This window comes from Streptomyces sp. NPDC101132 (assembly GCF_044759225.1).
In the GTDB taxonomy this organism is placed as follows: Bacteria; Actinomycetota; Actinomycetes; order Streptomycetales; family Streptomycetaceae; genus Streptomyces.
This window is the reverse complement of sequence record NZ_JBIVYX010000018.1, coordinates 77098-102532: the sequence shown is the minus strand read 5'-3', so window position 1 is coordinate 102532 and position 25435 is coordinate 77098. Positions and strand designations below refer to the sequence as shown.

20 protein-coding genes are annotated in these 25435 nt (G+C 75.7%); 17 read left to right on the top strand and 3 right to left on the bottom strand.

All coding sequences use genetic code 11. The annotated features are described in order from the left end of the window. Window positions 1-117 precede the first annotated feature (117 nt). The 15 genes from ACIQUR_RS31605 to ACIQUR_RS31535 all read left to right on the top strand — a co-directional run bounded on the left by ACIQUR_RS31605 (window position 118) and on the right by ACIQUR_RS31535 (window position 15956). Window positions 118-1317 carry a M16 family metallopeptidase gene (locus ACIQUR_RS31605; protein WP_403671769.1) on the top strand — a complete coding sequence of 400 codons (1200 nt, stop codon included), beginning with the start codon at window positions 118-120 and terminating at the stop codon, window positions 1315-1317. Next, window positions 1314-2447 (top strand): hypothetical protein, encoded by a 1134-nt coding sequence (locus tag ACIQUR_RS31600; protein ID WP_403671766.1) that lies wholly within the window; start codon window positions 1314-1316, stop codon window positions 2445-2447. Before ACIQUR_RS31605 ends, ACIQUR_RS31600 begins: the two co-directional genes overlap by 4 nt. Beyond that, the gene (locus ACIQUR_RS31595) at window positions 2444-3565 is read left to right on the top strand and encodes a hypothetical protein (RefSeq protein WP_403671763.1); all 1122 of its coding nucleotides are present in this window, start codon (window positions 2444-2446) and stop codon (window positions 3563-3565) included. Before ACIQUR_RS31600 ends, ACIQUR_RS31595 begins: the two co-directional genes overlap by 4 nt. Further along, on the top strand, window positions 3562-4530 hold the full coding sequence (locus tag ACIQUR_RS31590; RefSeq protein ID WP_403671760.1) for an ABC transporter ATP-binding protein: 969 nt from the start codon (window positions 3562-3564) through the stop codon (window positions 4528-4530). Before ACIQUR_RS31595 ends, ACIQUR_RS31590 begins: the two co-directional genes overlap by 4 nt. Beyond that, window positions 4527-5300 (top strand): ABC transporter permease, encoded by a 774-nt coding sequence (locus ACIQUR_RS31585; RefSeq protein ID WP_403671757.1) that lies wholly within the window; start codon window positions 4527-4529, stop codon window positions 5298-5300. Before ACIQUR_RS31590 ends, ACIQUR_RS31585 begins: the two co-directional genes overlap by 4 nt. A 14-nt stretch (window positions 5301-5314) precedes the next feature. Further along, window positions 5315-6151, top strand: coding sequence for an ABC transporter permease (locus ACIQUR_RS31580; protein ID WP_403671754.1), 837 nt, complete (start codon window positions 5315-5317; stop codon window positions 6149-6151). Window positions 6152-6188: 37 nt separating this feature from the next. After that, window positions 6189-7160, top strand: a complete 972-nt coding sequence (locus ACIQUR_RS31575) for a hypothetical protein (protein WP_403671751.1) — start codon at window positions 6189-6191, stop codon at window positions 7158-7160. 14 nt (window positions 7161-7174) lie between these two features. After that, a complete protein-coding gene (locus ACIQUR_RS31570) occupies window positions 7175-8392 on the top strand; it encodes a cytochrome P450 (protein ID WP_403671749.1) in 1218 nt (405 codons plus the stop codon). Further along, window positions 8389-8886 (top strand): dCTP deaminase domain-containing protein, encoded by a 498-nt coding sequence (locus ACIQUR_RS31565; protein ID WP_403671748.1) that lies wholly within the window; start codon window positions 8389-8391, stop codon window positions 8884-8886. Before ACIQUR_RS31570 ends, ACIQUR_RS31565 begins: the two co-directional genes overlap by 4 nt. Next, window positions 8883-9416, top strand: a complete 534-nt coding sequence (gene dcd / locus ACIQUR_RS31560) for a dCTP deaminase (RefSeq protein ID WP_030198075.1) — start codon at window positions 8883-8885, stop codon at window positions 9414-9416. The genes ACIQUR_RS31565 and dcd overlap by 4 nt, the downstream gene beginning before the upstream one ends. Next, window positions 9409-12234, top strand: a complete 2826-nt coding sequence (locus tag ACIQUR_RS31555) for an amino acid--tRNA ligase-related protein (protein WP_403671745.1) — start codon at window positions 9409-9411, stop codon at window positions 12232-12234. Before dcd ends, ACIQUR_RS31555 begins: the two co-directional genes overlap by 8 nt. Before the next feature lie 25 nt (window positions 12235-12259). After that, the gene (locus ACIQUR_RS31550) at window positions 12260-13072 is read left to right on the top strand and encodes a class I SAM-dependent methyltransferase (protein ID WP_403671743.1); all 813 of its coding nucleotides are present in this window, start codon (window positions 12260-12262) and stop codon (window positions 13070-13072) included. Between the two features lie 61 nt (window positions 13073-13133). Continuing rightward, entirely contained in the window at window positions 13134-13991 is an 858-nt protein-coding gene (locus ACIQUR_RS31545) for a class I SAM-dependent methyltransferase (RefSeq protein ID WP_403671740.1), read from the top strand. Between the two features lie 52 nt (window positions 13992-14043). Next, complete coding sequence (locus ACIQUR_RS31540; protein WP_403671737.1) at window positions 14044-15399, top strand: diaminopimelate decarboxylase family protein; 1356 nt, start codon at window positions 14044-14046, stop codon at window positions 15397-15399. Beyond that, window positions 15396-15956: an AAA family ATPase gene (locus ACIQUR_RS31535; protein WP_403671734.1), complete on the top strand. Its 561-nt coding sequence runs from the start codon at window positions 15396-15398 to the stop codon at window positions 15954-15956. Before ACIQUR_RS31540 ends, ACIQUR_RS31535 begins: the two co-directional genes overlap by 4 nt. Window positions 15957-15959: 3 nt before the next feature. Here the strand turns inward: ACIQUR_RS31535 and ACIQUR_RS31530 are convergent, their stop codons facing one another. Next, window positions 15960-16913, bottom strand: coding sequence for a hypothetical protein (locus tag ACIQUR_RS31530; protein ID WP_403671732.1), 954 nt, complete (start codon window positions 16911-16913; stop codon window positions 15960-15962). A gap of 90 nt (window positions 16914-17003) precedes the next feature. Between ACIQUR_RS31530 and ACIQUR_RS31525 the strand changes: the two genes are divergently transcribed. After that, entirely contained in the window at window positions 17004-21227 is a 4224-nt protein-coding gene (locus tag ACIQUR_RS31525) for a S8 family serine peptidase (RefSeq protein WP_403671729.1), read from the top strand. Between the two features lie 120 nt (window positions 21228-21347). Here the strand turns inward: ACIQUR_RS31525 and ACIQUR_RS31520 are convergent, their stop codons facing one another. Then, window positions 21348-22523 (bottom strand): glutathione-independent formaldehyde dehydrogenase, encoded by a 1176-nt coding sequence (locus tag ACIQUR_RS31520; protein ID WP_403671727.1) that lies wholly within the window; start codon window positions 22521-22523, stop codon window positions 21348-21350. 257 nt (window positions 22524-22780) lie between these two features. Further along, entirely contained in the window at window positions 22781-23191 is a 411-nt protein-coding gene (locus ACIQUR_RS31515) for a RidA family protein (RefSeq protein WP_403671724.1), read from the bottom strand. 417 nt (window positions 23192-23608) lie between these two features. Here ACIQUR_RS31515 and ACIQUR_RS31510 point away from each other — a divergent pair, with 417 nt between their 5' ends. Further along, the gene (locus ACIQUR_RS31510; RefSeq protein ID WP_403671721.1) at window positions 23609-25237 is read left to right on the top strand and encodes a phospholipase D family protein; all 1629 of its coding nucleotides are present in this window, start codon (window positions 23609-23611) and stop codon (window positions 25235-25237) included. Window positions 25238-25435 lie beyond the last annotated feature (198 nt).

Here is a 25435-nt window from a genome sequence, read left to right as displayed (position 1 = left end):
GTCTCCGTCCGCGCCTCGACAAGGTCGTCAAGAAGGGCTGAGGCCCCGGCTGACCGGAGCGGCCGTCGCAGCCACCCGGCTGCGGCGGCCGCCCCGCCCCTCCAAGGAAGGTGGCCCATGCCCCTCGGCACCACAGCGCCGATGTCCCTGATCCCCGTGATCGACGAGCGGCTCCGTACGACCAGCCTCTGCCTGGCCGTCGCCTCCGGCTCACGCGACGACCCGGCCGACCGGGGCGGCGCGGCCCACCTGCTCGAACACCTCGTGATGTCCGTGCCCATGGCGGGCGGAGCCTCCTTCAGCGAGCGCGTGGAGCGGCTCGGCGGGCGTACCAACGCGGAGACCGGCCTGGAGCAGATGCTCTACTACGCACAGGTCCACGCCGACGACGCCGACGAGGTCGCGGGCCTGCTGCTGCGCGCCTTCACCGCACCCGACTTCACCGCCGCCGCGCTCGACGACGAGCGCGAGGTGGTCTTCCAGGAGCTCGCCGCGGCCGCGGCCGACCCCGCCGACGTCGTCCAGGACGCCGTCCTCGGCGCCCTGTTCCCCGGCCACCCCCTCGGCCGGCCCGTCGGCGGCGACCCCGAGCAGCTGCGGGCGGTCACCCTGGCCGACGTACGGGCCGCCCACACCGCCCTCGTGAGCGCGCCCAGCACCCTGGTCGTCGTCGGCCCGCGCCTGCCCACGGTGCTGGCCGGCCTGCCGCGCGGCACCCGCCCCGCACCGGAGCCCCCGGTGCTGCCCGCGCCGGAGCCCGGGCCGGGCGCGGTCGCCGCCTGGCCGCTGGACGCGGACTACTGCTGGGTGTGCCTGGGTGCCCGCTCGCCCGAGGCGGGTTCGGCCCTGCGGCCGGCGTACACCGTCCTGGCGCAGCTGCTCGGCTCCAGCCCCTCGTCCCTGCTCTACCGGGCCCTGCGCGGCGAGCGGCAGCTGTCGTACGCCTTCCAGGCCTGGGACCGCGGCTACCGGGAGGCCGGTGCCTGGCGCGTGCTCGTGGGCACCTCCCCGCAGCAGGCGGACGAGGTGGTCGGCACCGTACGCGGCCTGCTGGCCGGCCTGGCCGCCGACGGGCCCGCCCCGGAGGACCTCGCGGCCGCGCGCCGCCAGGCCGAGATGAGCCTGCTGCTCGACACCGAGGAGCCGCTGGAGCACGCCCGCCTGGTGGCGGACCGCACCGCCGCGGGCACCCGGCCGTGGTCCCTGGACGCCGAGACCGCGGCGCTGCGGGCCGTGACGGCCGGCCAGATCCGCACCGCCGCGGCGGACGTGGCGGCGCGCCTGCTGGTGACCGTACGACCGGAGGGAACCCGATGACCACCGCCCCGGACCGCCCCGCCCCGCCCGACGACGCACCGTCCCCCGCCTACTGGGCCGAGGCGGAGGCCGCCGGACTCGTCCTGCGGCGCGGCGGCCACCGGCTCGTCGCGGGGGCGAGCACCGACCCGCTGACCGGAGTGCGCGGGGTGCTGGTCGAGTACGCCGACCCCGGCGCCTTCACCGACGGCACGCTGGAGTCCGTCCTCGCGGACCTGGACGCACCGGTCGCGCCCGGCGCGCCCGCCACCCCGGATCCGCGCCGGCCGGCCACCGGTCCAGGCGCTGCGGCCGGTACGACCGGCACGGCCGGTACGGCCTGCGGGACCGGCGCGGCCGGCGGGACGCGGGCCCCCGGAGACCCGGACGCGTCCGACGTGCCGGACGGGCGGGCGGCCACCGACGCGGACGGCGTCCCGGACGGCCCCGGAGCCTGCCGCGTCCAGGTCCGTACCCCCGCGGACACCGTCCTGCCGCCGCCCTGGCGGCGGTCGGTGACCTACATCCGCCGCACCGGCCCGCTGCCGGAGGCACCCCGCCCCGCCGGGCTGCGCATCGTCCCGGCCGACGACGCGCTGCTGCCCGCCGTCCGGGACTGGATGGCCCGTGCCGTCCGTCAGGGAGCCTCCGAACAGGAGCTCCCCGCGCCCGACGGGGCGGTGGCCGAGGCCGTCGACGCGGTCCTCGCCGAACCCGGCCTCGCCGTGCTCGTCGCGCTGCTGGACGACCGGCCCGTGGGCCACGCCGTCCTGCTCACCGGCGCCCGCGACGCCGTCACCGACCGCGCCTCCGCGGAGCTGTGGGACGTCCTCGTCGAGCCCGCGACGCCCGGCGCGGCGGACTGCCGCGACGCCCTGGTGGCCGCCGCGGCCGACCGGGCGGCCGGACTCCGCCTGCCGCTGCTCGGCCACGTCGTGCACCGGGCCGAGGAGACCGCGTCCCGGGCCCTCACCTCCCTCCTCGCCCGCGGCTGGCACACCGACCACGCCTACTGGACGGCCCCGGCGGACCACCGCCCCGCTGCGGCGGACCACCCGACCACCCCGGCGGCCCCCACGGCCCGGCACAGCGCCGCCGCCCGCCCCTCCCTGCCCACCCCGTCCCCGACCAGCAACGGAACCCCGCGATGACCACCACGAGCCCCGGCGACCGCCTGGACCTGGCCCTCCTCCACGCGCTCCTCGGCGTCCCGGACCACGAGGACGGGCGCGAACTGGTCGCCACGGCCCGCGAGGTCTCCGCGACCCTGCCCCAACTGGTCATCTCCGTCGCCGCCCGCGAGGGCACCCCCCTGGGCACCGGCAGCACCGACGAGCTCTCCCGCGCCCGTGTCCGGTCGGCCCGCTACGCCCGCTTCCGCGCGGCGGTGGCCGAGGCCGCCCCGCGCGGCCGGGTCGTCAAGGGACCCTCCCTCGCGGCGCGTTACCCGGCCGGCGTGGTGCGCCCGGTCGGCGACCTCGACGTGGTCCTCCCCGCGCAGGAGGACCTGTGGGCCGCCGCTCGGACCCTGACCGCCGGGCACGGGGCCACCCCGCACGAACTGACCGTCGTCACGGACGCGTCGGGCCGCCTCCACGTCCTGCTCACCCTCGCCTGGCCGTCGCCCGACCCCCTGCTGGAACAGGAGCTGCGCGTCGAGCTCAGCACCGCCGCGTTCTACGGCGACCTGGGAGCCCTCCCGCTGCGCGCCCTCCTGCCCGGCCCGCAGCCCCTCGCCGACCTGCTGTCCGTCGTGGAGGAGCGGATCCAGCGGGAGTTCCACGCGAAGGATGCCGTGGACGTCCTCACCCTCCTGGACGCCGGCGAGCTCGACGACACCGCGGCCGTGGCCGACGCCCTGGCCTCGTTCCGCCTCGCTCCCGAGGCACAGGAGCTGTTCGCGCTGGTGGCCGCGCACGCCCCGCACCCCGCGCTGGACGCCCTGGCCGGCTCGCTCGGCCCGCTGGCCCTGCTGGAGCGCGCCCGCCGCGAGGCCGTCCCGGCCCGCCCGGAGCCGGACGGCGTCCGGTCCCGCCTCGACGCCGGGTTCCCGGTCTGGGGGATGCTCCTGGACACCGGGGCCGACCGGGCCCCCGCCGACCGGCTGGTCCTGGATGCGGCGCCCTCCGGCACCATCCCCGACGGAACCGCGGAGGCCGTCCTCGCCCACACCCCCGTCGGCTCCTTCCTCCTCGTCGCCGGCGAACTGGTCGACCCCGCCCTGCACGCGGCCGCCCTCGCCCGCCTCAGCCCGGGGACCGACGCGTGAGCGCCGCCATCGACGTCCGCGGCCTGACCCGCTCGTACCGCCCCCGGCGCGGCGGCCCGCGCGAGGAGGTCACCGCACTGCGCGGGGTCGACCTCACCGTGGAGGAGGGCGAGGTGCGCGGCCTGCTCGGCCCGAACGGAGCCGGCAAGACGACCCTGTGCAAGATCCTCAGCACCGTCCTGACCCCCACCGGCGGCACCGCCCGCGTCCTCGGCCACGACGTCGCCGCCGACCCGCGCGCCGTCAAACCCCTGGTCGGGATCGTCTTCGGCGGCGACCGGGGCCTGTACGGGCGGCTCGGCGCCCGCCAGAACCTCCAGCTGTGGGGCGCCCTCTACGGGCTGTACGGCTCCGCGCTGCGGCACCGCATCGCCGGACTCCTCGACCGCGTCGGGCTCGCCGACCGCGCCGACGAGCGCGTCGACGGCTTCTCCCGCGGCATGAAGCAGCGCCTCCACCTGGCCCGGGGCCTGATCAGCGACCCGCGGGTGCTGCTCCTCGACGAGCCCACCACCGGCATGGACCCCGCCGCGGCCCTCGACTTCCGCACCCTGGTCGGCGAACTGCGCGCCGAACGCCGCAGCATCCTCATCACCACCCACGACATGGCCGAGGCCGAGGCCGTCTGCGACCGGGTCACGCTCATGGACCACGGCGAGGTCATCGCCACCGACCGGCCCGGCGCCCTCGCCGCGCGGCTCAACGCGCACGAGCGCATCGAGGCCCGCGACGTGCCGGGCGAGGCCCTCGACGCGATCCGCCTGCTGCCCGACGTGGTCGGCCTCGACCTCGCCGAGGACGGCACGCTGCTCCGCGTGGACGTCCTGGGCAGCGCCGCCGTCAGCGCCGTCCTGGAGGTCCTGGTCCGCGCCGGGGTCACCGAACTGGGCACCGTACGCCCGGGACTTGCCGAGGTGTACCTGCGGCTGATCGGCGGCGGCCGGGGCATGCGGGTGACGCGATGAGCCCGCTGCCGCTGTGGACGGTCTTCCGCCTCCAGCTCCTGATGACCCTGCGCACCCCCGACATCGCGCACGTCTTCGTCACCACACCCCTCTACACCCTGGTCTTCCTCGCCATCCAGGTGCAGGCCGGCCGGCCGGACCTCGCCGGGTACGCCGTCCTCGCGCCGGCCCTGATGGCGCTGTGGTCACTGGCCCTCCAGTGCGCCGGCGAACTCGTCAGCCAGGAGCGCGACCAGGGCACCCTGGAGGCGATGGCGGCCTCGCCCGCCCGCTACCCGCTGGTCGTCAACGTCCGCATCGCCGCCGTGACCCTGCTCAGCGCCCTGTCGTTCGCCGAGGCCTGGCTGGTCGCGTACGGGGTCTTCGGCCTGACCGTACGCATCGAGCACCCGGCCCTGTTCACGGTCGCGGTGCTCCTCTCCGCCGCGGCCATGGCCGGCACCGCGAGCTGCGTGTCCGCGCTGTTCGTGCTGGCCCCCTCGGCCCGCGTGCTGCAGAACGCGCTCAGCTTCCCGTTCTACCTGCTGGGCGGCGTCCTGGTGCCGGTGTCCTTCCTGCCGGAGTGGCTGCGCCCGCTGTCGGACGTGGTGTTCCTGTCCTGGAGCGCCCGGCTGCTGCGGGCCGCGCTCGACCCGGCCGACCCGGTCGAGCCGCTCACCGCGCTCGCCGCCGTCGCGGTCCTGGGCCTCGCCGGGGGGCTGACCGGCACGTACCTGATCGGCCGGATGCTCCGCCGGGTGCGGACCACCGGCACCCTCGCCCAGAGTTGAGGAGGCAGACCACCATGCAACCCCAGGCGACCACGGGCCCGGCGGCGCCGGCAGCCCTGGCGCGGACCGCCCGGATCGTCGGCCACAGCGCGGCCAACGCCTACGCCGACTTCCGCGCCTCCTACACCTGGACCAGCTGGACCTTCGGCTGGCTCACCCGGATGCTCAGCCAGGTCTGCTTCTTCGGCCTGGTGGGCCACCTGCTCGGCTCCCCGGCCCACACCCGCTACCTGGTGATCGGCAACGCCGTCATGGCCTGCGTCATCGAGGCCATGACCGTGGTCGTGTCCACCGGCTGGGAACGCGGCCACGGCACCCTGCCCCTGCTCGCGGCCGCACCCGGCGACATGGGCTGGGTGATGGTCGGCCGCAGCCTCCAGTGGCCGGTCAGCGGCTCGGCGACGGCCGCCGTCTCGCTCCTCGCCGTCGGCCCCGCCTTCGGCGTGCACTGGCCGCCCGGCCGGGTGCCGGCCCTGCTGGGGCTCGTGGTGCTGACCGCCGCCACGACGTACTGCCTCGGGCTGTTCGTGGGCGCCTTCGTCCTCGTCGCACCGGAGGCCCGCAACATCGTGTTCAACGCCTCCTTCCTGCTGCTGATGGCCGTGTGCGGGGCCGAGGTGCCCGTGGACTTCTGGCCGGGCTGGGTCGGAGCGGCAGCCGCCGCCCTGCCCCCCACCCACGGCCTGGCCGCGGTCCGCGCCCTCGCCGACGGCGACCCCGCCGGGGCCGTTGCCGCCCCCGCGCTGTGGGCCCTGCTCACCGGCGCGGCCTGGCTCGCCGCCGCGCTCCTCGCCTTCCGGGTGCTCACCGCCCGCGCCCGGGCCACCCACGCCTTCGGCTCCGCCGTCTGACGCCACGGCACCCGCTCCACCGAACGAGGGACCACCCATGACCCACGACCGCACCGCCGACCGCGCCGACGGCCCGTACAGCGTCCTGCTGCTCAAGCCGGACGGCTACCTCCTGCCCGGCCTGCGCGCCCACCTGGACCGGCTCATCCAGCGCCACCGGCTGCGCGTGGTGACCCGCTACCCGGTCGTCCTCGACGCCACCGACGTCGAGGACGTTTGGCCCAAACTCGCCGTCGGGGCCTACCCGGTGGCCCACCAGCTGACCCTGCACTACATGACCGGCGGCACCAGCGAGGTCACCGTCGTGGCGCCCGCCGACCCGGCCGACCCCGCCGACGGCGCGGCCGGTGGCGGCACGGCGGACGTGGTGGCCCGCTGCACGGCCATCCGGACCGAGGTGCGGCGCGAGTTCGGGGACACCGTCTTCGCGAACCGGCTGCACACCCCGACCGAGCCCGAGGAGATCGCCCCCTGCGTCTCCAAGTTCCTGCACAGCGTGCCCCGGGGCCTGCCGCACGTCCGCCACCACGACCCGGGCACGGCCCCCGGCGCCTTCGGCCGGCTGGCCGCCCTGCCCTCCGGCGAGATCCGCGCCGCCGCCCTCGACGTCTGGCGCCGGCAGCGCCGCGACGGCTGGCAGTCCTTCCGGCTCGACATCCCGCCGGGCGAGTACGCCACGTACCTGCTGCCCGGGGACTCCCACTCCATCGACTACGGCATGTCCGTGATCGCGGAGCTGCTGCCGCAGCTGACCCTCGACCAGATCATCACCGCCTACATCGAGATGGACGTGCGCGGCGAGAGCCGCCTGTACGGGGGCCCGGCCGAGGAGAGCACGCACCTGGCCGACCGCATCACCGCGGCCGGACTGTTCGCCCGGGCCCGCGCCACCCGGCCGGCCGCCGACCGCGGCCTTCCCCCCGGCCGGTCCCGGCCGTCCCCGTCGTCCGAACCGCCCTGCCGGAACCAACACACCCACCACACCATCCAGACCCACCGTCCGGCATGAGGAGGCCGACCGCCATGACCCGCCAGCAGCTGGTGCTCGACGCGCTCGACGCCGACGACCCGGCACCCCACCTGGACGCCCTCGCCCGCGGCGGCACCGCGATCGACTGCCCCGACCTCGGCAGCGGCCGCCTGGTCCTGCCCCGGTACGCCGAGGTGCGGCACGTCCTGCGCGACCCGGCCTTCGGCTGCGCGCCCTCCGCCGGCCACTTCCTGGACGACCTGCCCGCCGCACTGCGCCCCGCCCTGGCCCCCGTGGCCTCGTGGGCGCTGTACGCCGACGGCGCCGACCACCGCCGGCTGCGCTCCCTGCTCTCCAAGGCCTTCACCCCGCGCCGCGTCGCGGCCCTGGAGGACCGTACCGCCGCCACCGCCCGCTCCCTGCTCGACCGGCTCGCCGCCGCGGGCGGCGGCGACGCGGTCACCGGCCTGGCCTTCCCGCTGCCCGTCCTCACCATCTGCGCCCTGCTCGGGTTGCCGGCCGCCGACCAGGACCTCCTGAAGGGCCTGTCCGACGACCTGATCAGGATCGTCGAACCCGACCCCGGTCCCGAGGACGTCGCGCGCATCGCCGCCGCCTGGCACGCGCTGTGGGACTACTTCACCGCCGTGGTCGCCGAACGCCGGGCACGCCCCGCCGACGACGTCGTCTCCGGTCTCGTCCGGGCCGAGGCGGAGGGCTCCCGCCTGACCACCGAGGAGATCGTCTCCAACTGCGTCTCCCTGCTCCTGGGCGGACACGAGACCACCACCAACCTGATCACCGCGCTGCTCCTCGCCGCCACCGCCCACCCCGCGTCCGCGGCGGCCGCGACCCGCGACCCCCGCGCGGCCGCCGCGTTCGTCGAGGAGGTGCTGCGCACCGACGGACCCTCGAAGATCACCGCCCGGACGGCCCTGGCCGACACCGAGGTCGCCGGAGTCCCCGTCGAGCGCGGCCGCCGCGTGGTGCTGCTGCTGGCCTCGGCCAACCGGGACCCGCGCGCCTTCGACCGGCCCGAGCGCTTCGACCCCGCCCGCGCCGCGCAGCCGCACCTGGCCTTCGGCCACGGCCCGCACGCCTGCTTCGGTGCCGCCCTGGCCCGCCTCCAGGCGCGGATCGTGCTGGAGCAGTACGCCGCCCACCCCGCGGCCCTCGCCGTCCACCCGGACCGGGTGCGGTGGAAGCCCTCGCGCGTCCTGCGGTCCGCCCGCAGCCTGCCGCTGAGCACCGGCCACCGGAGCGCCGCATGATCCTCACCGGGCCCCGCATCGAGGAGGAGCACGCCGCCGGCCGCATCGTCATCACGCCCTTCCGCACCGACGCGGTCAACCCCAACAGCTACAACTACCGCCTCGGCAGCACCGTCAAGAGCTTCGACGCGACCACCCGCAGCTGGCTCGCCTTCGAACTCCCCGAGGAGGGCTACGTACTGGCCCCCGGCCGCATGTACCTCGGCCACACCGAGGAGGTCATCGGGAGCGACACGTACGCCATGTCGCTGATCGGACGCAGTTCGATGGGCCGCCTCGGGCTGTTCCTCCAGGTCTCGGCCGACCTCGGGCACACCACCTCCTGCCACCGCTGGACGCTGGAGATGGTCGCCACCCGCCCGCTGCGGATCTACCCGGGCATGACCGTCGGCCAGGTGTCCTTCTGGCAGAACCAGGGCCGGGTGCGGCCCACCCCCGCCCTCTACGCCCGCTTCAACGAACCCCACGAGTCCGCGATCGGAGACCGGCTGTGATCCTCACCGGCGACGAGGTGGCGCGGCAGGTCGACCGGGGACGCATCGTCATCTCCCCGTTCGACCCGGCCCGCTGCACCACCAACTCCTACGACCTGGCGCTCGGCCGGCGGGTGCTCGTCTACACCGACGACGTGCTCGACCCGCGCCGGCCCGCCGCACACGAGGTGCGCGAGATACCCGAGGAGGGCCTCGAACTCGCGCCGGGCGAGTTCGTGCTCGCCGAGACCGCCGAGACCATCGGCAGCGACCACTACGTCCCGCTGATCCACGCCAAGTCCGGCACCGCGCGCATGGGCCTGTTCGTGCACGTCACCGCGGACCTCATCGACATCGGCTTCGTCGGCCACTCCACCCTCCAGCTGTACGCGACCCTGCCGGTGCGCATCCGGCCGGGCATGCTGATCGCCCAGGTCACCTTCTGGCAGCCGGTGGGCGCGATCCGCCTCTACGACGGCAAGTACCAGCTCGCCGACGGCCCCCAGCCGTCCCGCACGTACCTCGACCACCAGGTGGCGGGCCGTGCCTGAGCCCACCACCGCCGCGCCGCCGACCGCCGCGCCCCTCGCCGCCGCGCCGCCCACCGCCGCGCCGCCCGCCGCCGCGGGACCCGCGCCCGCCCCCGTGTCCGCCTGCCCGCACGTCCCCGCGCCGACCGACTCGGCCGACGCGTTCCGTACGGTGCAGGACCGTGCCGAGTGCACCTTCGCCCGCCGCTCCCGGCTCGTGGGCATGCCCGCCCACCACGGGCCCGACGCGTACGCCGCCGGCCTGGCCGCCGGACCCGCCCTGCGCGCCTTCACCGCCCGCGCGGCCGCCGACCGCCTCGACGGGTTCGTCGTCGAGCTGACCGATCCCGCCCACGGGGCCACCCCCGCCGCCGTCGCCGCCACCACCCGTGCCGTGCTGGCGGGCGTGCTCACCGCCGACGGCGACCCGGGCCTGGCCGGGCTGGAGGGCGCCGAGGCGGAGCACTGGTGGTTCCGGGCCTTCGGGACCCGCTGGTTCGCGCTGGTCTTCGCCGCCTCGTACGGGCCCGAGTCCCCCCGCCACACCTTCGGCTCCGCGTCCACCTTCGTACTGCTCCAACCCGTGGAGGCCTTCGACCGGCACGCCAGCCCGCGCGGCGCCGCCATCGCGCAGAGCGTCCGCGAGGACATCCGCGACCGGTACGCCGCGGGCGGCCGCCCCTACGACGCCCGACTCGCCGCCCAGGACGTGGAGGCGCTGAAGTTCGTGTGGCCGCACGGCCCCGCCGACGCCCCCGTGCGCTGGTGGGAGCGGTCCGCCCCGCCCGCGGCGGACGCAGCGGGCCGCGCGGACGCCCCCGCCGGCCGGGCCCCCTCGGCCGCCGAGGCCGCGGCCGCGGCGGCCCCACCCCGGCCCGCCCACGCCGCCCTCACGGACCTCGCCGCGGCGGCCGCCGCCACCCACGCCGGACCGCCCGCCCGCACCCGGGACCTGCCCGGCGACGCCGCCTACGGGCGAACGGCCGCCCGTACCCGCGGCGTTCCGGACCCGGCCGTGGGCACCGGGCCCGCCGGGCCCGCAGCCGCGCCCGCCCAACCGCCCGCCGACGCGGGCGACCTCGGCCCCGAGCTGCTCGCCACCGCGACCACGGTCCTGGGCGGCGCGACGCCGCCCGTCGACCGGGAGACCGCGCGCGGGCTGCTGGCCGGCCTCGCCGGACTGGCGCTCGACGGCCCGCACCGCCGCGTGCCGCTGTACACCGCCCTCCCCGGGACCCCCCTGCCGGCCGCGCTGCGTCCCGCCGCGGCCCACGGCGCCCCGGAGGAGGACGTGTTCCGGCTGGTGCTCGCCGCGGCCTGTCCCGGCGCGCCCTGGCCGGACGGACCCGCGGACCCCGCCGCGCTCGCCGAGGCCGTCCGGGTGCTCGGCGGCCGGCTCGGCTGCCGGGTTCCGACGCTGGCCGCGGTGGCCGCCCGCCACCTGCTGCACCGGTTGCCGGCCGCCGACGCCGCCGGCCGGCGCCACCTCGTGCGCCGCCTGGCCTGGCTCACCGACTCCCGGGCGGCCGGCGCGCAGACCCTGCTGCTGGGCCTCACCGGCGCCGACGACCCGCTCGTCCGCCTCCCCGAGGCCGACCGGGCACCGGGCACCGCCGCTTCCCCGGACGACGACGAGGAACCGCTGCCCCTGGCCGACTGGCACCGGGAGCCGCCCGCGCCCGGCGAGGAGCGCCGTCTCGGGGGCCGGGTCACGGCCGTGCGCCGCCACCGCGGGGCGACCTTCGCCGACCTGGCCTGGGCCGGCCGCACCGTCCAGCTGTCCCTCCCGGCCGGCGGCCCGGCCCGCATCCGCCCCGGCGACCTGCTGGCCGTACGCGGCCACGGCGGGCGCTCCCGGACCGGCGCGGCCGTCCTGTCCGTCGACGAGGTGCTGCGGCACCGGCCTTCCCGTTCGGCGCGTCCGCTGCGCCCCACCGGCCCCGACCCGGTCGGCGAGCTGCCCGTGGCTGCCCTGCTGCGGCCCCGGCTGACCCGCCTCGGGTTCGCCGAGGCGGCCTCGCCCCTCCTCACCGAGGGCTACTTCGGCGGCCGGGCCCGCCCGTTCGCCACCCGCCAGGCCGACCGGGACCGGCCGCTCTACCTGAGGGTCACCACCGAGCTCGACCTGCTGCGGCGCCTGGCGGAGGGCCGTACCCGCGTCTACGAGATCGGGCCCAGCTTCCGCAACGAACCGCTGCGCGGCGCCGCCGCCAAGGAGTTCGCGATGCTGGAGGCGTACGCCGCGGACCTGCGCCTGGACACGATGGCCGAGCTGGTCGCCGACCTGGTCGCGGACGTCCTCGGCGACCCGCGCCGGCCCCGCTGGACCACGTTCGACGAGGCCTTCGCCGAGACGTCCGGGGTGCACCCGGACGACACCGCCGCCCTGCACCGGCTCGCGTCCCGGTCCGGCGGCCCCGGCCCGCGCCGGTCCGCGGACCCGCGCCGGTCCGCCGACCCGCACGCCCTGGCCCACCGGCTGTGGCGGAGCACCTACCGCCACCGGCTGCCCGGCGTGGCGCTCGTACACCGCATCCCCGGTCCCGCCTCGCCGTTCATCGCGGGGGAGGGGCGGGCCGCGCGCCGGGTCTGGCTCTCGGTCGACGGCGTCGAACTCGCCGAGATCAGCGCCAACGAACGCGATCCGGACCGGCTCGCCCGCCGGCTCGCCGCCCAGTTCGCCGACGACCCCCACCCCGTCCACCGCGACTACTCCGAGGTCCTGGAGACCTTCGCCGCCGGCGTCCCGCCGTGCGTCGGCGTCGGCCTCGGCCTCACCCGCCTGGCGAGCCTGCGCGCCGCCCCGTACGACCACCACCGGACAGGAGCCCGGCCATGACACCCACCCAGGAGCGCCCCCAGCCATGACCACCACCGCCCACGCCCCCTGGCTGTCCGCCAACGAAGCCCTGTGGGACGCCCGCGTGCCGCTGCACGCCGACAGCGACTGGTACGACCTGGCCGGCTTCCGCGCCGGCGGCCTGGCCCTGGACCACATCGAGTGCGCCGGCGTCGGCGACCCCGCAGGCCGCAGCCTGCTGCACCTCCAGTGCCACTTCGGCCTGGGCACGCTGTCCTGGGCCCGGCTGGGCGCCGAGGCCGTCGGCGTCGACTTCTCGGCCGCCGCCGTCGGACGGGCCCGCGCCCTGGCCGCCGAGACCGGCCTGCCCGCCCGGTTCGAGCAGGCCGAGGTCGGCGCCCTCGACCTCGGCCGGACCTTCGACGTCTGCTTCACCTCCTGGGGCGTCCTGATGTGGCTGCCGGACCTGACCGCCTGGGCCCGCACCGTCGCCCGCCACCTGCGCCCGGGCGGGGTGTTCTTCCTCGCCGAGGGCCACCCCCACCTGTTCATCTGGGACGACGAGCCCGGCAAGGACGGCTACCGGCCGCGCAACCCGTACTTCCGGCACGGCGCGCCCGTCGTCGACGAGGAGGCGGGCACGTACGTGGACACCTCCGCGACGCTGGGCCTGCCCCAGTACCGGTGGAACCACCCCCTCTCCGAGGTGGTCTCCGCCCTGGCCGGCGCCGGCCTGCGCATCACCGCCATGGAAGAGCACCCGGTCCTGCCCTGGCAGCCGCTGCCCTGGCTGGTCCCGGCCGACCGCCCGGGCTTCTACCGCGTCCCCGGCGACCCCTTCCCGCTCAGCTTCACCGTCACCGCCACCAAGGACTGAACCGGAGCGGCCCCGGCGCCGATCCGCCCGCACCGTGCAGGACGTACGAAAGGACCACGACGTGACCACCCCCCTCCGCGCCCTCCCCACCTGGCCCCTGGCCCGGATCCCGCGCACCCCCGCCGACGTGCGGGACGCGAGCTACACCGACTTCGTCGCCATGGTCAACCAGACCAACGTGCCGCCGGGTTCCTACGCCACCCTCAACGCCTGGGCCACCTTCGGCCGGGTGGACGCCTCCTCCTCGGTACTGGAGGTGGCCTGCACCACCGGCTTCTCCTCGCGCGAACTCGCCCGGCTCACCGGCTGCTCCGCCACCGGCTTCGACCTCAGCGACGACTCGGTGCGCATCGCCCGCTACAACCACCAGACCGTCGACCCCGCCCTGCGCCTGGAGTACTTCACCGCCGACGGCGCCACCGCAGAACCCCGCGGCCGCTTCACGCACGTCGTCGTCGGCGCCGCCCTCGGGTTCTTCCCCGAACCCGCCGCCATGGCCCGCCAGCTCGGCGGCTTCCTCACCGACGGCGGCCTGCTGCTGGCCTCCCCGTTCTGGGCCGACGAACCGCTGCCCGCCGAGGCGGAGGACCTGCGCCGCGAGGTCTTCGGCATCACCAGCCCGATGGAGGGCTACCACGAGGCGATGTCCCTCTACCGCGGCTTCGACGTGCTCCACGAGACCCGCCACGTGCCCGTCCTGGAGACCGAGGACGACATCGCCCACTACTGCGCCTCCACCGTCGACCGGGCGTGCGCCCAGTCCGGCGTCACCGACCCGGCGGTCCGCGCGGCGATGACCGAGCGCCTCACCGCCGTCCGCCGGGCCTCCAACCGGCTGCGCCGCCACCTGCGCTACTCCGTGCTCGTGCTGCGCTACGACCGCGCCACCTACCCCGCCCGCTTCGTCGAGCTCTTCTGACGCCCGGCCGTACCGACAGCAGCGGACCCACAGGAACGGACCCCACCCCACCATGGCCATCGCCCACGACGCCTCCCGCGTGCGCGCCCGCGACCTCATCGGCCTCGAACCGTACGAGGTCCCGGCCGTGCACGAGCTCCTCGACCACCTCCACTACGACGACGACGGCCGGCTCCGCGTCCACGGCCACGACGCGCACGACCTGCTCACCCGCGCCGGCGCGCCCCTGATCTGGTACCTCGGCGACCGCGTCCGCGCCAACTACCGGGCCGTCGACGGGGCCTACCGCGCGCACTTCCCCGGCCACCGCACCTTCGCCGCGGTCAAGGCCTGCTACGTCAAGGAGTGCCTCACCGTCCTGAGCGAGGCCGGCGCCGGCGCCGAGGTGATGAGCGCGCTGGAGCTCCAGATCGCCCTCCAGACCGGCTTCGCGCCCGCCGACATCGTCAGCAACGGCGTCGGACGCAGCCCCGAGTACGCCGACGCCACCGTCGCCGCCGGCGTCGGGCTGACCGTCCTCGACTGCCTGGAGGACCTGGCCACCCTCACCGCCGCCTGCCGCCGCCACGGCGTCCGGGCGCGCGTCGGACTCCGGGTGACGCCCCCCGTCGACCACGAGGGCATCTACATCACCCCTTCCTCCAAGCTCGGCGTCGACTGGGAGGGCGGGGACTTCCTGCGGCTGGCGCGCGCCGCCCTCGACGCACCCGAGGTCGACGTCGTCGCCCTGCACGCCCACCAGGTCACCCACTGCTCCCAGCCCGCCAAGTACCGCGCGATCCTCGCCGGCGTCGCGGACGTCGCCCGGGCCGTCGACCGCGAACTGGGCCTGCGCTTCGAGGTCGTCGACATCGGCGGCGGCCTGGAGACCCGCTTCCTCCTGCGCCGCTCGGGCCTGGGACCCGAGGACTTCGCCGCCGTCGCGAAGGAGGAACTGGACCGCATCGGCTACCCGTTCGTCCTGCACATCGAACCGGGCCGCTTCCTCACCGCCGACGCGGCCGTGGGCCTGACCCGGGTGACCGCGGAGAAGCGCAACGGCGACCACCGGTACCTGATCACCGAGATCGGCTCGAACGTGCTGATCGACATGGCCGAGGTCACCTACCACCCCCTGCCGACCGTGCTGCCCGCCCCGGACGCCCCCTGGGCCACGTTCGACGTCGGCGACTCCACCTGCGCCCCGGCCCTGGTCTGCCGGAGCGCGGCGCTGCCGGACACCCCGCACAACCGGACGCTGCTCCTCCTCAACTGTGGCGCGTACTCCACCGTCTTCACCCAGCTGTGGGCCTTCCGGCTGCCCCGCTACCTCTTCAGCGACGGGGACGGACCGGTGCGCACCGTCTTCGACGACGAGGCGCAGAGCGCGATGTACCGGGCCCTCTACGGCTACGAGATCCTGCCGTGAGCCCCGCCGGGGCCGGGGGCGCCCCGGTGGTCTGGGTGAACGGGCCCTTCGGCTGCGGCAAGACCACCGTCACGCGCCACCTCGCGGCGCTGCTGCCCGGTGCCCTCGTGGTGGACCCGGAGGACGTCGGGCACCTGCTCTGGCGCCGGCTGCCGGCCGGGCTCCGGCAGGAGGAGTTCGAACTGGAGCCGCTCTGGGCGCCGCTGACCCGCCTGCTGGTCGAGCGGAGCGCCCGTACCTACGGCAGGCCCGTGGTCGTCCCGATGACGGTCTCCCGGCTGCCGGTGTTCGAGCAGCTCGTCGGCGGTCTGCGCCGCGACGGTCTGGACGTACGCCACTTCACCCTGCTCGCCGACCCGGCGACGATCCGGGACCGACTGCGGCGGCGGATGGCCGAACGGCGGGAACCCCCGGACGAGTGGGGCGAGCTGAGCTGGGAGGGCCGCCAGCTGTCCCGCTGCCTGGAGACACTGACCGGCCCGGAGTTCGGGACCCACGTGTGGACCGCCGGCAGACGGCCCGAGGACGTGGCACGCGAGCTGGCGGCCCACCTGTGACGGTCAGATCCAGCCGCGGCGGGTCGCGATCACACCGGCCTGGAAGCGGTTCACCGCGCCCAGGAGTTCGTGGAGGCGGCTCATGCGCCGGCGCATGGTGCGGACCGACCAGCCGAGCTGGCGGGCTATGGCCTCGTCCTTGAGGCCGCTGACCAGCAGGGTGAGCATCAGGCGGTCCTCCTCGCCGAGCGGGTCCTCGGCGGGGGCGTCGAGCGGCAGGGCCTGTTTCCAGCACAGCTCCCAGTAGTCGGTGAGGGCGTCCAGCAGGGTGGAGGGGCGGATGACCGCAGCCCGTACGCCGTCGAGCTCCAGGGACAACGGCATCAGCGCCAGCCGGCGGTCCGCGATGGCCAGTTTGATCCGCAGGCCCGGCATCACCCGGGCCTCCTCGCCCCGGCGCACGAGTCCCCGGATGTCCTCCAGGACCCCCGGCCACTCCAGGGCCTCGGGGGCGTACACGGCGCGGTAGCGCACGCCGCGCCCCAGCGCCGTGCTCTCCACCGGGTTGGCGGTGATCAGCGCGTACGGGGGCCGGTCGAGCGTCATCACGTCCTCGCGCGCCTCCTGCTGGAGACGGACGAACCAGCGGCCGAGCGCCTCGCGGCCGGTGGCGATCTCCACCTGGTCCTCCCCGGCGGTGCCGGCCTGGGCCGCCGCGAAGAGGCGGGACAGCTCGCCCGCCGCCGAACGCACCCGGTCCAGCTCCGCGGCCCTGGTCCGCACCAGGGACTCGACCGCCGCCGTCGGCTCGATCGCCGCGTACCGGCGGCGGACGCCCGCGAGCCGCCCCACCAGGCCGTGGTCGTGCAGCCGGTCCAGCGCCCGGAGGGCGCGGAGGGGTGAGCAGCCGAGGTCGGCGGCGAGCTCGCCCGGGGCCGCCGTACGACGGGTCAACACCGCCCGGTAGACGCTCTCGTCGAACGGATCGATGCCTGCCGCGGTGAGCTCGTGCGTCATATGCGGATCCTGGCCCACTTGTGCCAGCGGCAGCAAGAGGCCTCCAAGATCCGTTGTACGGAGAGTGACTTCGACGTTAGGACTTTTCCCATGGCCAAGAACCCACGAAGTATCCGGCGCCTGGTGGCCGTTGCGGTCACCACCGTCGCGCTCGCCGGGACGCTGACCGCGCTACCCGGCACCGCGACCGCGACGTCACCCGACCCGAACCGGCGGGTCATCGTCGAACTGTCCGGGGAGGCCGCCGTCGCAGCCGCACCGGGCGGCTCGCTCACCTCCCCGGCCGCCCGCACCGCCGACGCCGTCGGCGACGCCCGGCGGGCCCTGGCGGCACGGCAGGACGCCTTCGTCCAGGCGGTGCGGAAAGCGGGACTGCACCCCGCCGCACCCCGCAAACTCGGCCTCCTCGTCAACGCGGTGGCGCTGACGGTGCCCGCCTCCGAGACGGCGCGCCTGGCCGCGCTGCCGGGCGTCACCGCCGTCCGGCCCGACACCCGCATGCAGGTGCAGACGGACACCAGCGTGGCCCTGACCGGCGCGCCCGAGGTGTGGAAGCGCAAGGACCCGGCCGGCGTCCAGGCCACCGGCAGGGGCACCGTCGTGGCGGTCGTCGACAGCGGCGTGGACTACGGACACCCCGACCTGGGCGCCGGCTTCGGCAAGGGCCACAAGGTCGTCGGCGGCTTCGACTTCGCCAACGGCGACGCCGACCCGATGGACGACAACGGCCACGGCACGCACGTCGCGGGCATCATCGCCGGCAAGGCGGCCCGGAAGGGCGGCGTCACTGGCATGGCGCCCGACGCCCGCCTGCTGGCCTACAAGGTCACCGGCGCCGACGGCAGCGGCTACACCTCGGACATCATCGCCGGCATCGAGGCGGCGGCCGACCCGGCCAACCCCCACCCGGCCGACGTCGTCAACCTGAGCCTCGGCGGCCCCGGCGACGGCACGGACCCCCTCGGCCGCGCGGCGACCGCCGCCGTACGCGCCGGAGTGGTCGTCGTCGCGGCGGCGGGCAACGCGGGGCCCGGCAGCGGCACCGTCAGCACCCCGGCGTCGGCCGACGGCGTCATCGCGGTCGGCGCCTCCACCAGCGGCATACGGACACCCAGCGCGTACCTGGCGGGCAAGCGGCCCGAACTGATCCAGACGTACCGCGGCATCCTGTCCGCCAACCCGCCCCGGAACGCGGTCACCGCACAGCTCGTGGACGTCGGCGCCGGCACCGCCGAGGACTGGGAACGCGTCGGCGACGTACGGGGCAAGATCCTGCGCGCCGACATCCTCGTCCCGCCCGTCACGGACGTCCTGAGCCAGTACGACGTCGACTGGGCCCGCGAAGCGGAGAAGCGCGGTGCGCTCGCCGTGCTCGGCGGCCTGCCCGGCGGTTCAGGACCCGTGCTCGCCCCCGGCCCCGGAAGCGTCGGGGCCCGCGCGACCTCCGCCCGCCCCGACTTCGCCCGCACCGCGGCCTCCGGCGACTCGCTGCGCATGGACCGCCTGGTCGTCATGGGCAACGACACGACCCAGTACGCCCAGCTGAGCCGTGAACTCGCCGCCGGCAAGGTGTCCGTCACCCTGCGCGGCACCGACGCCACCGACCGGATCGCCTCGTTCTCCTCCCGCGGCCCCGGCACCGGCTTCGGCCTCAAGCCCGACCTGGTCGCCCCCGGTGTGGAGATCCGCTCCGCGATCCCCACGGCCATGTACGGACCCGGTGTCTACCGCATGTCGGGCACCTCGATGGCGAGCCCGCACGTCGCCGGAGCCGCCGCCCTGCTGCGCCAACTGCGCCCGGAACAGGACCCCGCCGGGATCAGGTCCGCCCTGGTCGGCACCGCGAAGCCGCTCGCCGGCACCGGCCCCACCGTCCAGGGCGGCGGACGGCTCGACGTGGCCGCCGCGGCGTCGGCCACCCTCAGCGCCTCGCCGACGGCCGTGTCGTTCGGCCTCGCCGACCTGGCGCAGCGGACCGTCCGCGGCACCGCGAAGGTCCGTCTGGCCAACCCGGGAGGGAAGCCGCTGACCGTCACCCTCACCAGTACCGGCCCCACCACCGTGTCCCCGCAGCGGGTCACCCTCCCCGCCCGGTCGTCCGCGACCGTCGAGGTCACCCTGCGCGCCGCCCGCCCGGCCACCGACACCGAGATCAGCGGCCGGATCACGGCCACCCCCGACCGCGGCCCGGCCCTGCGGGTGCCGTACCTGCTCGTCGCCCGGCACCTGGCCGTCCAGGCGTCCCCCGACCCGAGCGACGGCCGCTCCACCGTGCACGTCGCCGCCCCGGCCGCCCTCGACGCACCGCCGCGGATCACGGTCACCCCGCCGCGCGGCAAGCCCTTCACCCTGCCCACCACCATGAACGGCGCCGGCTACTACCAGGCCGACGTGACGGGCAAGGCGCCCGGCGCCTACCGGCTGTCCGTGCGGGCCACGACCACCGACGGCCGACGGATCACCGGAACCGGCGCCTTCGAGGTCACCCCCGCCGACAGCCGCCGCAACCGCTGGGAGCCCGTCGGCCCCAACAGCGAGGCCGGCCACCTCGCGCTCTCGCCCGCCCGCCCCGGGCAGGCCGTCGTGACCCAGTTCCGCAAGGCCGCCCCCTGGCTGACCACCGACGGCGGCGCCACCTGGCGCCAGGTCGGCAGGCTGCCGATCGCCGACGGCAACGGCACCGGCGCGGTGGTGGTCGACGCCCGCCGCCCCGACCGCTGGTGGTACGCCGTGAACACCGCCGCCGACCCCACCCGCCGCGGTACGGTCCTGCGCACCGACGACAACGGCCGCACCTGGCGCAAGCTCGACGTGCCCGACGCGCACATCGACGCGTTCACCGCGGACGAGCGGACCCGCACCCTCGTCGCGGTCGTCGACGGCACGCTGCTGGTCAGCACGGACGCGGGGGAGCGCTGGGCGACGTACCCCACCGGCGTCACCGGGGACGTCCGCGAGGCCACCCTGGTCGGCGGCACCCTGTACCTGGCGACCTTCGACGGCGTCTGGCGCATGGACGGCGTCGGCAAGGGCGACCCCGCCCCGGCGCGCCTCGTCCTCGACGAGCCGGTGAACACCGTCCGCGGCATGGCGGCCGACTCCACCGTGGTGGCGGCCTACGTCCCCGGTACGGGCGTCCGCGGCTCCTACGACCGGGGCCGCACCTGGTCCACCCTGCTGCACCTGCCGGACGGCGGCAACGGACTGTCCGCCTCCGGCGGCGACCTGTACCTGCGCGTCCTGTTCGGCGCCGGGCAGGTGAGCCGCGACCACGGCCTGACCTGGAAGCCCCTGCCCGCCCCGTCGAAGGCCGCCATCGCGATGGACTACGACCGCTGGGCCGACGGCTCGGTGACCGTGTCCAGCGAACAGGACGGCCTGTACCGCGGCACGGCCGCCGGCACCGGCTACCGCAGGATCGGCGTCCAGGGCCTGACCACCTCCGCCCTCGCGGCCTCCGGCGACCAGCTGCTCGCCGGCACGGTCAGCGGCACCTACCGCACCGCCCTCCCCGTCGCCGGTCCCGAGTGGGGCAGGAGCGGCGCCGAGGGCATGACCGGCCGCCACACCTCGCACCTCGCCGTCTCGCCCCGGGACACCAGGGTGGTGTGGCAGGTCCGCCGGACCGCGACCGGCCTCTTCGAGGTCTCCCGCAGCACCGACGCCGGCCGTAGCTGGAAGGTCAAGGGCACGTCCTCGGAGGTGCCGACCTCGATCCTGGTCCACCCCGCCGACCCGGACCGGGTGTCCGTCGGCTTCCGGAGCATCCTCGGCGACGGCCTGTTCGCGACGACCGACGGCGGCAGGACGTGGAAGAACCTCTTCCACGAGAGGTCCTTCGACGCCCTGGCCGGTGACCCGCGCGACCCGCGGCGGCTGTGGCTCGGCAACGCCTCCGGCCTCTACCGCTCGGACGACGGCGGCGTCACCAAGACCAAGGTCGCCGACGGCCCTGTCTCCGCAATCGCGACGGACGGCCGGCGCCTGGTCGTCGGCGGTACCTCCGTCCGGGTCAGCACCGACGGCGGCAGGACCTTCCGCACCGCCGACACCGGCCCGCTCGCCCTCCACGTCTCGGACCTGCTGCGCGTCGGCGACGTCCTCTACGCCGCCACGGCCGGGTCGAGGGCGTCCGGACTCGTCCAGGGCGGCCGCGGCGTCCTGCGCAGCACCGACAACGGCCTCACGTGGGAGAACATCTCCACCGGGCTGCAGAACACCGACACCACGGAGCTGGCCGCCTCGCCCGACGGCCGCGCGCTCTACGTGGGCACGGTCGACGGGGGAGTGCACCGCCTGAAGCTGCGCCGCTGACCCACCATCAGGATCCGGCCGTACGACGACCGGAAGCCGGCCCCCCCGCCGCACAGGGCGGGGGGCCGGCGGCCGGCCGTCGCCCGCCCGGTGCCGGAGCGGCCGAAGGCCCTGGTCTCCTTACGACTTGTGGCCGTTGCCGTGGCCGTCCGGGTGCAGCACCACCTTCGTCCAGCCCTCGTCACGGGCGTCGAAGTGCTCGTACGCGGTGGGCGCCTCGTCCAGGCTGAGCTCGTGGGAGACGATGAAGCTCGGCCTCGCCTTCTCGCCGGCGATCAGGTCCCGCAGCGCGCGGTTGTACCTCTTCACGGGCGCCTGGCCGGTGCCCATGCGCTGGCCCTTGAACCACATCATCCCGAAGTCGATCGGCACCTTGCCCTGCGCCTCCAGCTCGCCCTGGGCCTCCTCGCCACCGGGATCCCGGGGCAGGAAGACGCCGACCACGCCGATGTCGCCCGTGAACCTGACCGAGTCGATCAGCCCGTTGAGCGTGAGGCTGGCGTCCTCACGTCCCTCGTGGTCGTGTGCCTGGTAGCCGACGCACTCACAGCCGTTGTCGGCGCCCAGCCCGAGGGTGGCTTCCTTGACGACCTCCGACGGGTCCTGCTCGGCGGTGTTGATCGGGATCGCCCCGATCTCCTCGGCCTTCAGCAGCCGGTCGGGCTGGTGGTCGGCCACCCAGACGCGGCCGGCTCCCTTGATCACGGCGGAGTAGGCCGCCATCAGCCCGACCGGCCCGGCCCCGAAGATGATCGTCTGGTCACCCGGCTTGACGTGCGCCATCTCGGTGGCGTGGTAGCCGGTGGGGAAGATGTCGGCGAGCATCACGTAGTCCGTCTGCCGCTCGGCGGCGTCCTCGCCCAGGCGCAGCGCGTTGAAGTCGCCGTACGGCACACGCAGCAGCTCTGCCTGGCCGCCCTGGTACGGGCCCATGTCCGCGAAGCCGTAGGCGGCGCCGGCGAGCGCCGGTTCGGGCTGCATGGTCAGGCAGTAGTTGGTCAGACCCTTCTCGCACTGCTTGCAGAAGCCGCAGGCGATGTTGAAGGGCAGGACCACGTAATCGCCGACCTGTACCTTGCGGACGGCCGAGCCGACTTCCACGACCTGGCCCATGTTCTCGTGTCCCAGGGTGCGGCCGGACTCGAACGAGGTGCGGCCCTCGTACATGTGCAGGTCCGAACCACAGATGTTGGTGGTAGTGATCTTGACAATGATGTCGCAGGGATGCTCGATCATCGCGTCCGGTACGTCCTTCACCACGACCGTCCGCGGTCCTTCGTATACCGCTGCTTTCATGATGCTTCTCTCGGTGCCGCGGCATGACCGCGGCACGACACTGGGAGAGACGACACGCAGGGCCCCGACCCCGGAAACCACTGGTGACGGGGTCCGTGCCTCGGGCACGCCTCCGAGGGCCGTTCACCCGGTCAGATGGACGGTGGAGCCGCCACCGGTCCGCCCGGCGGAGCCTCGGCACTCCGGTGGCCTGCTGGGCGTGTCCCCGTCGTGTCCGGCACGAAACGGGCATCGGCCGACGATCGGCGGATTCCTCGTCAGCCGGGCAGCGCCACCGTGAGGTCCACCTCGACGAGCTGTCCCGAGAAGCCCAGCTGGGCGACGCCCAGGAGCGTGCTGGCCGTGGTGAACGCCGGACCCAGGGCGGACTCCGTGAGCCGGCGCCACGCGGCTCCGAGTACGTCCCGCTCCTCGCTCCGCACGTAGATCACCGACCGCACCACGTGCTCGGGCGAGGCACCCACCGCGGCCAGGGCGACGAGCGCGTTGGCGACCACCTGGCCGACCTGTGCCTCCAGGGAACCCGAACCGACGAGCTCCCCCTCGCGGTCGAGCGGGCACTGTCCCGCCAGATACGCCGTACGGCCCGCCTCCACCACGGTGATGTGGTGGTAGCCGGGTGTCCGGTGCAGCTGCTCGGGATTGATGCGGGTGATCTTCTCGGTCATGTCCGCGATTCTGACCGGCACGGCCCCGGCACGCACCGCATTTTGTCCACCGCCGAGCAACCGGCTGGAGGCCGGTACGCCGACCGCCGGCGGCGCCGGCGCCGGCGCGGACCGCACACGCCCCGCCGAGCGCGGCCACGCTGCCCGCCCGGCGGACCCCTACGGGTGCCCCGAGACGGCGTGTGGGGGCTGGACCCCGAGGGCCGTATGCGTCATCCCCCCTCGCGTACGGCCCGCCCGCACCCCTCCGCGGGCCGGGCGCCAGCCGGTGACGGCGTCGGCGTGCCGGCGGCCGACGCGTCCGGGCGCTGTGACCGCGGCGCCCTCGGGCCGGCCCGGCGTATCGGCCAGCCCAGGCGCCCGCCGGGGACTGCGCGGCCGAGTGGCGGGTAGGCGCGCGGGTGGAGGGACGATGCAGTGAGGTACGCCGACTGGCTCCTGGAAGCCGGAGAGCGCGGCAACACCGCGACGCGCCTGGACGAGCGCCGCCCGGACCGGGCGGCCTGGTCCGAGGGCAATGACGCACGGCCCCTGGTCCACGGCGCCGCGTACTTCGCCGAGCTCCTCGCCGGCATCCGCGCGATGCGCGCCGGCGACCTCCTCCTCTTCACCGACTGGCGCGGCGATCCCGACGAGCGGCTCGCCGGCCCCGGCACCGAGATCGGTACCGTCCTGGCACAGGCGGCCGAGCGGGGTGTCGTCATCAAGGGGCTGCTGTGGCGCTCCCACCTGGACCGCTTCCAGTTCAGCGAAGAGGAGAACCGCCACCTCGGCGAGGAGATCGAGGAGGCGGGCGGCGAGTGCCTGCTCGACATGCGGGTGCGCCCCGGCGGTTCCCATCACCAGAAGATGGTGGTGCTGCGCCACCCCGGCCGCCCCGAGCTGGACGTCGCCTACATCGGCGGGATCGACCTCTGCCACAACCGCAACGACGACGCCGCCCACCACGGCGACCGCCAGTCGCTGCGCATGGCCGACGCCTACGGCCCGCACCCGCCCTGGCACGACGTGCAGCTCGCCCTCCGCGGCCCGGTCGTCGGCGACGTCGAGGCCGTCTTCCGGGAACGCTGGGAGGACCCCTCACCCCTCAGCCGCAGCCCCCTCACCCGCCTGCGCGAACTGCTGCACCGGGAGGACGTCCGCGCGGACCGGCTCCCGCCGCAGACACCCGACCCGGCACCCCGCGGCACGCACACCGTGCAGGTGCTGCGGACCTACCCGAACCGGCTGCTGCGCGGCTACCCCTTCGCCCCCGACGGCGAGCGCAGCATCGCCCGGGCCTACCTCAAGGCCCTGCGGCGGGCCCGCACGCTGATCTACCTGGAGGACCAGTACCTCTGGTCCCCCCGGGTGGTGGCCTCCTTCGCCCGGGCCCTCGCCACCCAGCCGCAGCTGCGGCTGATCGGCGTGATCCCGGCCGTCCCGGAGCAGGACGGCCGGCTCACCCTGCCCATGAACCTGATCGGCCGCATCACCGCCCTCGACACGCTGCGCCGTGTCGGCGGCGACCGGGTCGCGGTGTACGGCCTGGAGAACCACGCCGGGACCCCCGTCTACGTCCACGCCAAGGTCTGCGTGATCGACGACACCTGGGCCTCCATCGGCTCGGACAACGTCAACCTCCGCTCCTGGACGCACGACTCGGAACTCAGCTGTGCCGTACTCGACCGGCTTACGGACCCACGGCCGCCGCAGGACCCGGCCGGCCTCGGCGACGGCGCGCGCGTCTTCGCCAGGGAACTGCGCCTGGAGCTCATGCAGGAGCACCTCGACCTCGCGGACACCACCCCGGGCACGGCCGGACAGCCGGCCAAGGGGGCGCTGTGCGACCCCGTGGCCGCGTTCCGCGCCTTCGAGGAGTGCGCCGCCGCACTGGACGCCTGGCACGCGGGCGGCCGCCGCGGCCCACGGCCGCCGGGCCGGCTGCGCGGGTACACACCCCCGGACCTGCCCTGGACGCGACGCGTCCTGGCCACTCCGCTGCACCACGCCCTGGTCGACCCCGACGGCCGCCCCCTCAGGCTCCGCCACCGCGGCGCCTTCTGAACCCGAGGCCTCGGGAAAGCCGCCCGGGGCGACTGACCGCCCCGGCCGCCGCGTCGTGGCGACCAGCCGCCGCCCACCCCACGGTGCGGGGCACCGGACCGGCCGCGGGGGACACGGGGGAGCGGCCTCACCGGCCACCCGCCGCCGCACCACCTGCCCGCCGGCCAGGGGCGAGCCTCACGCCCGGCCACCGACCGG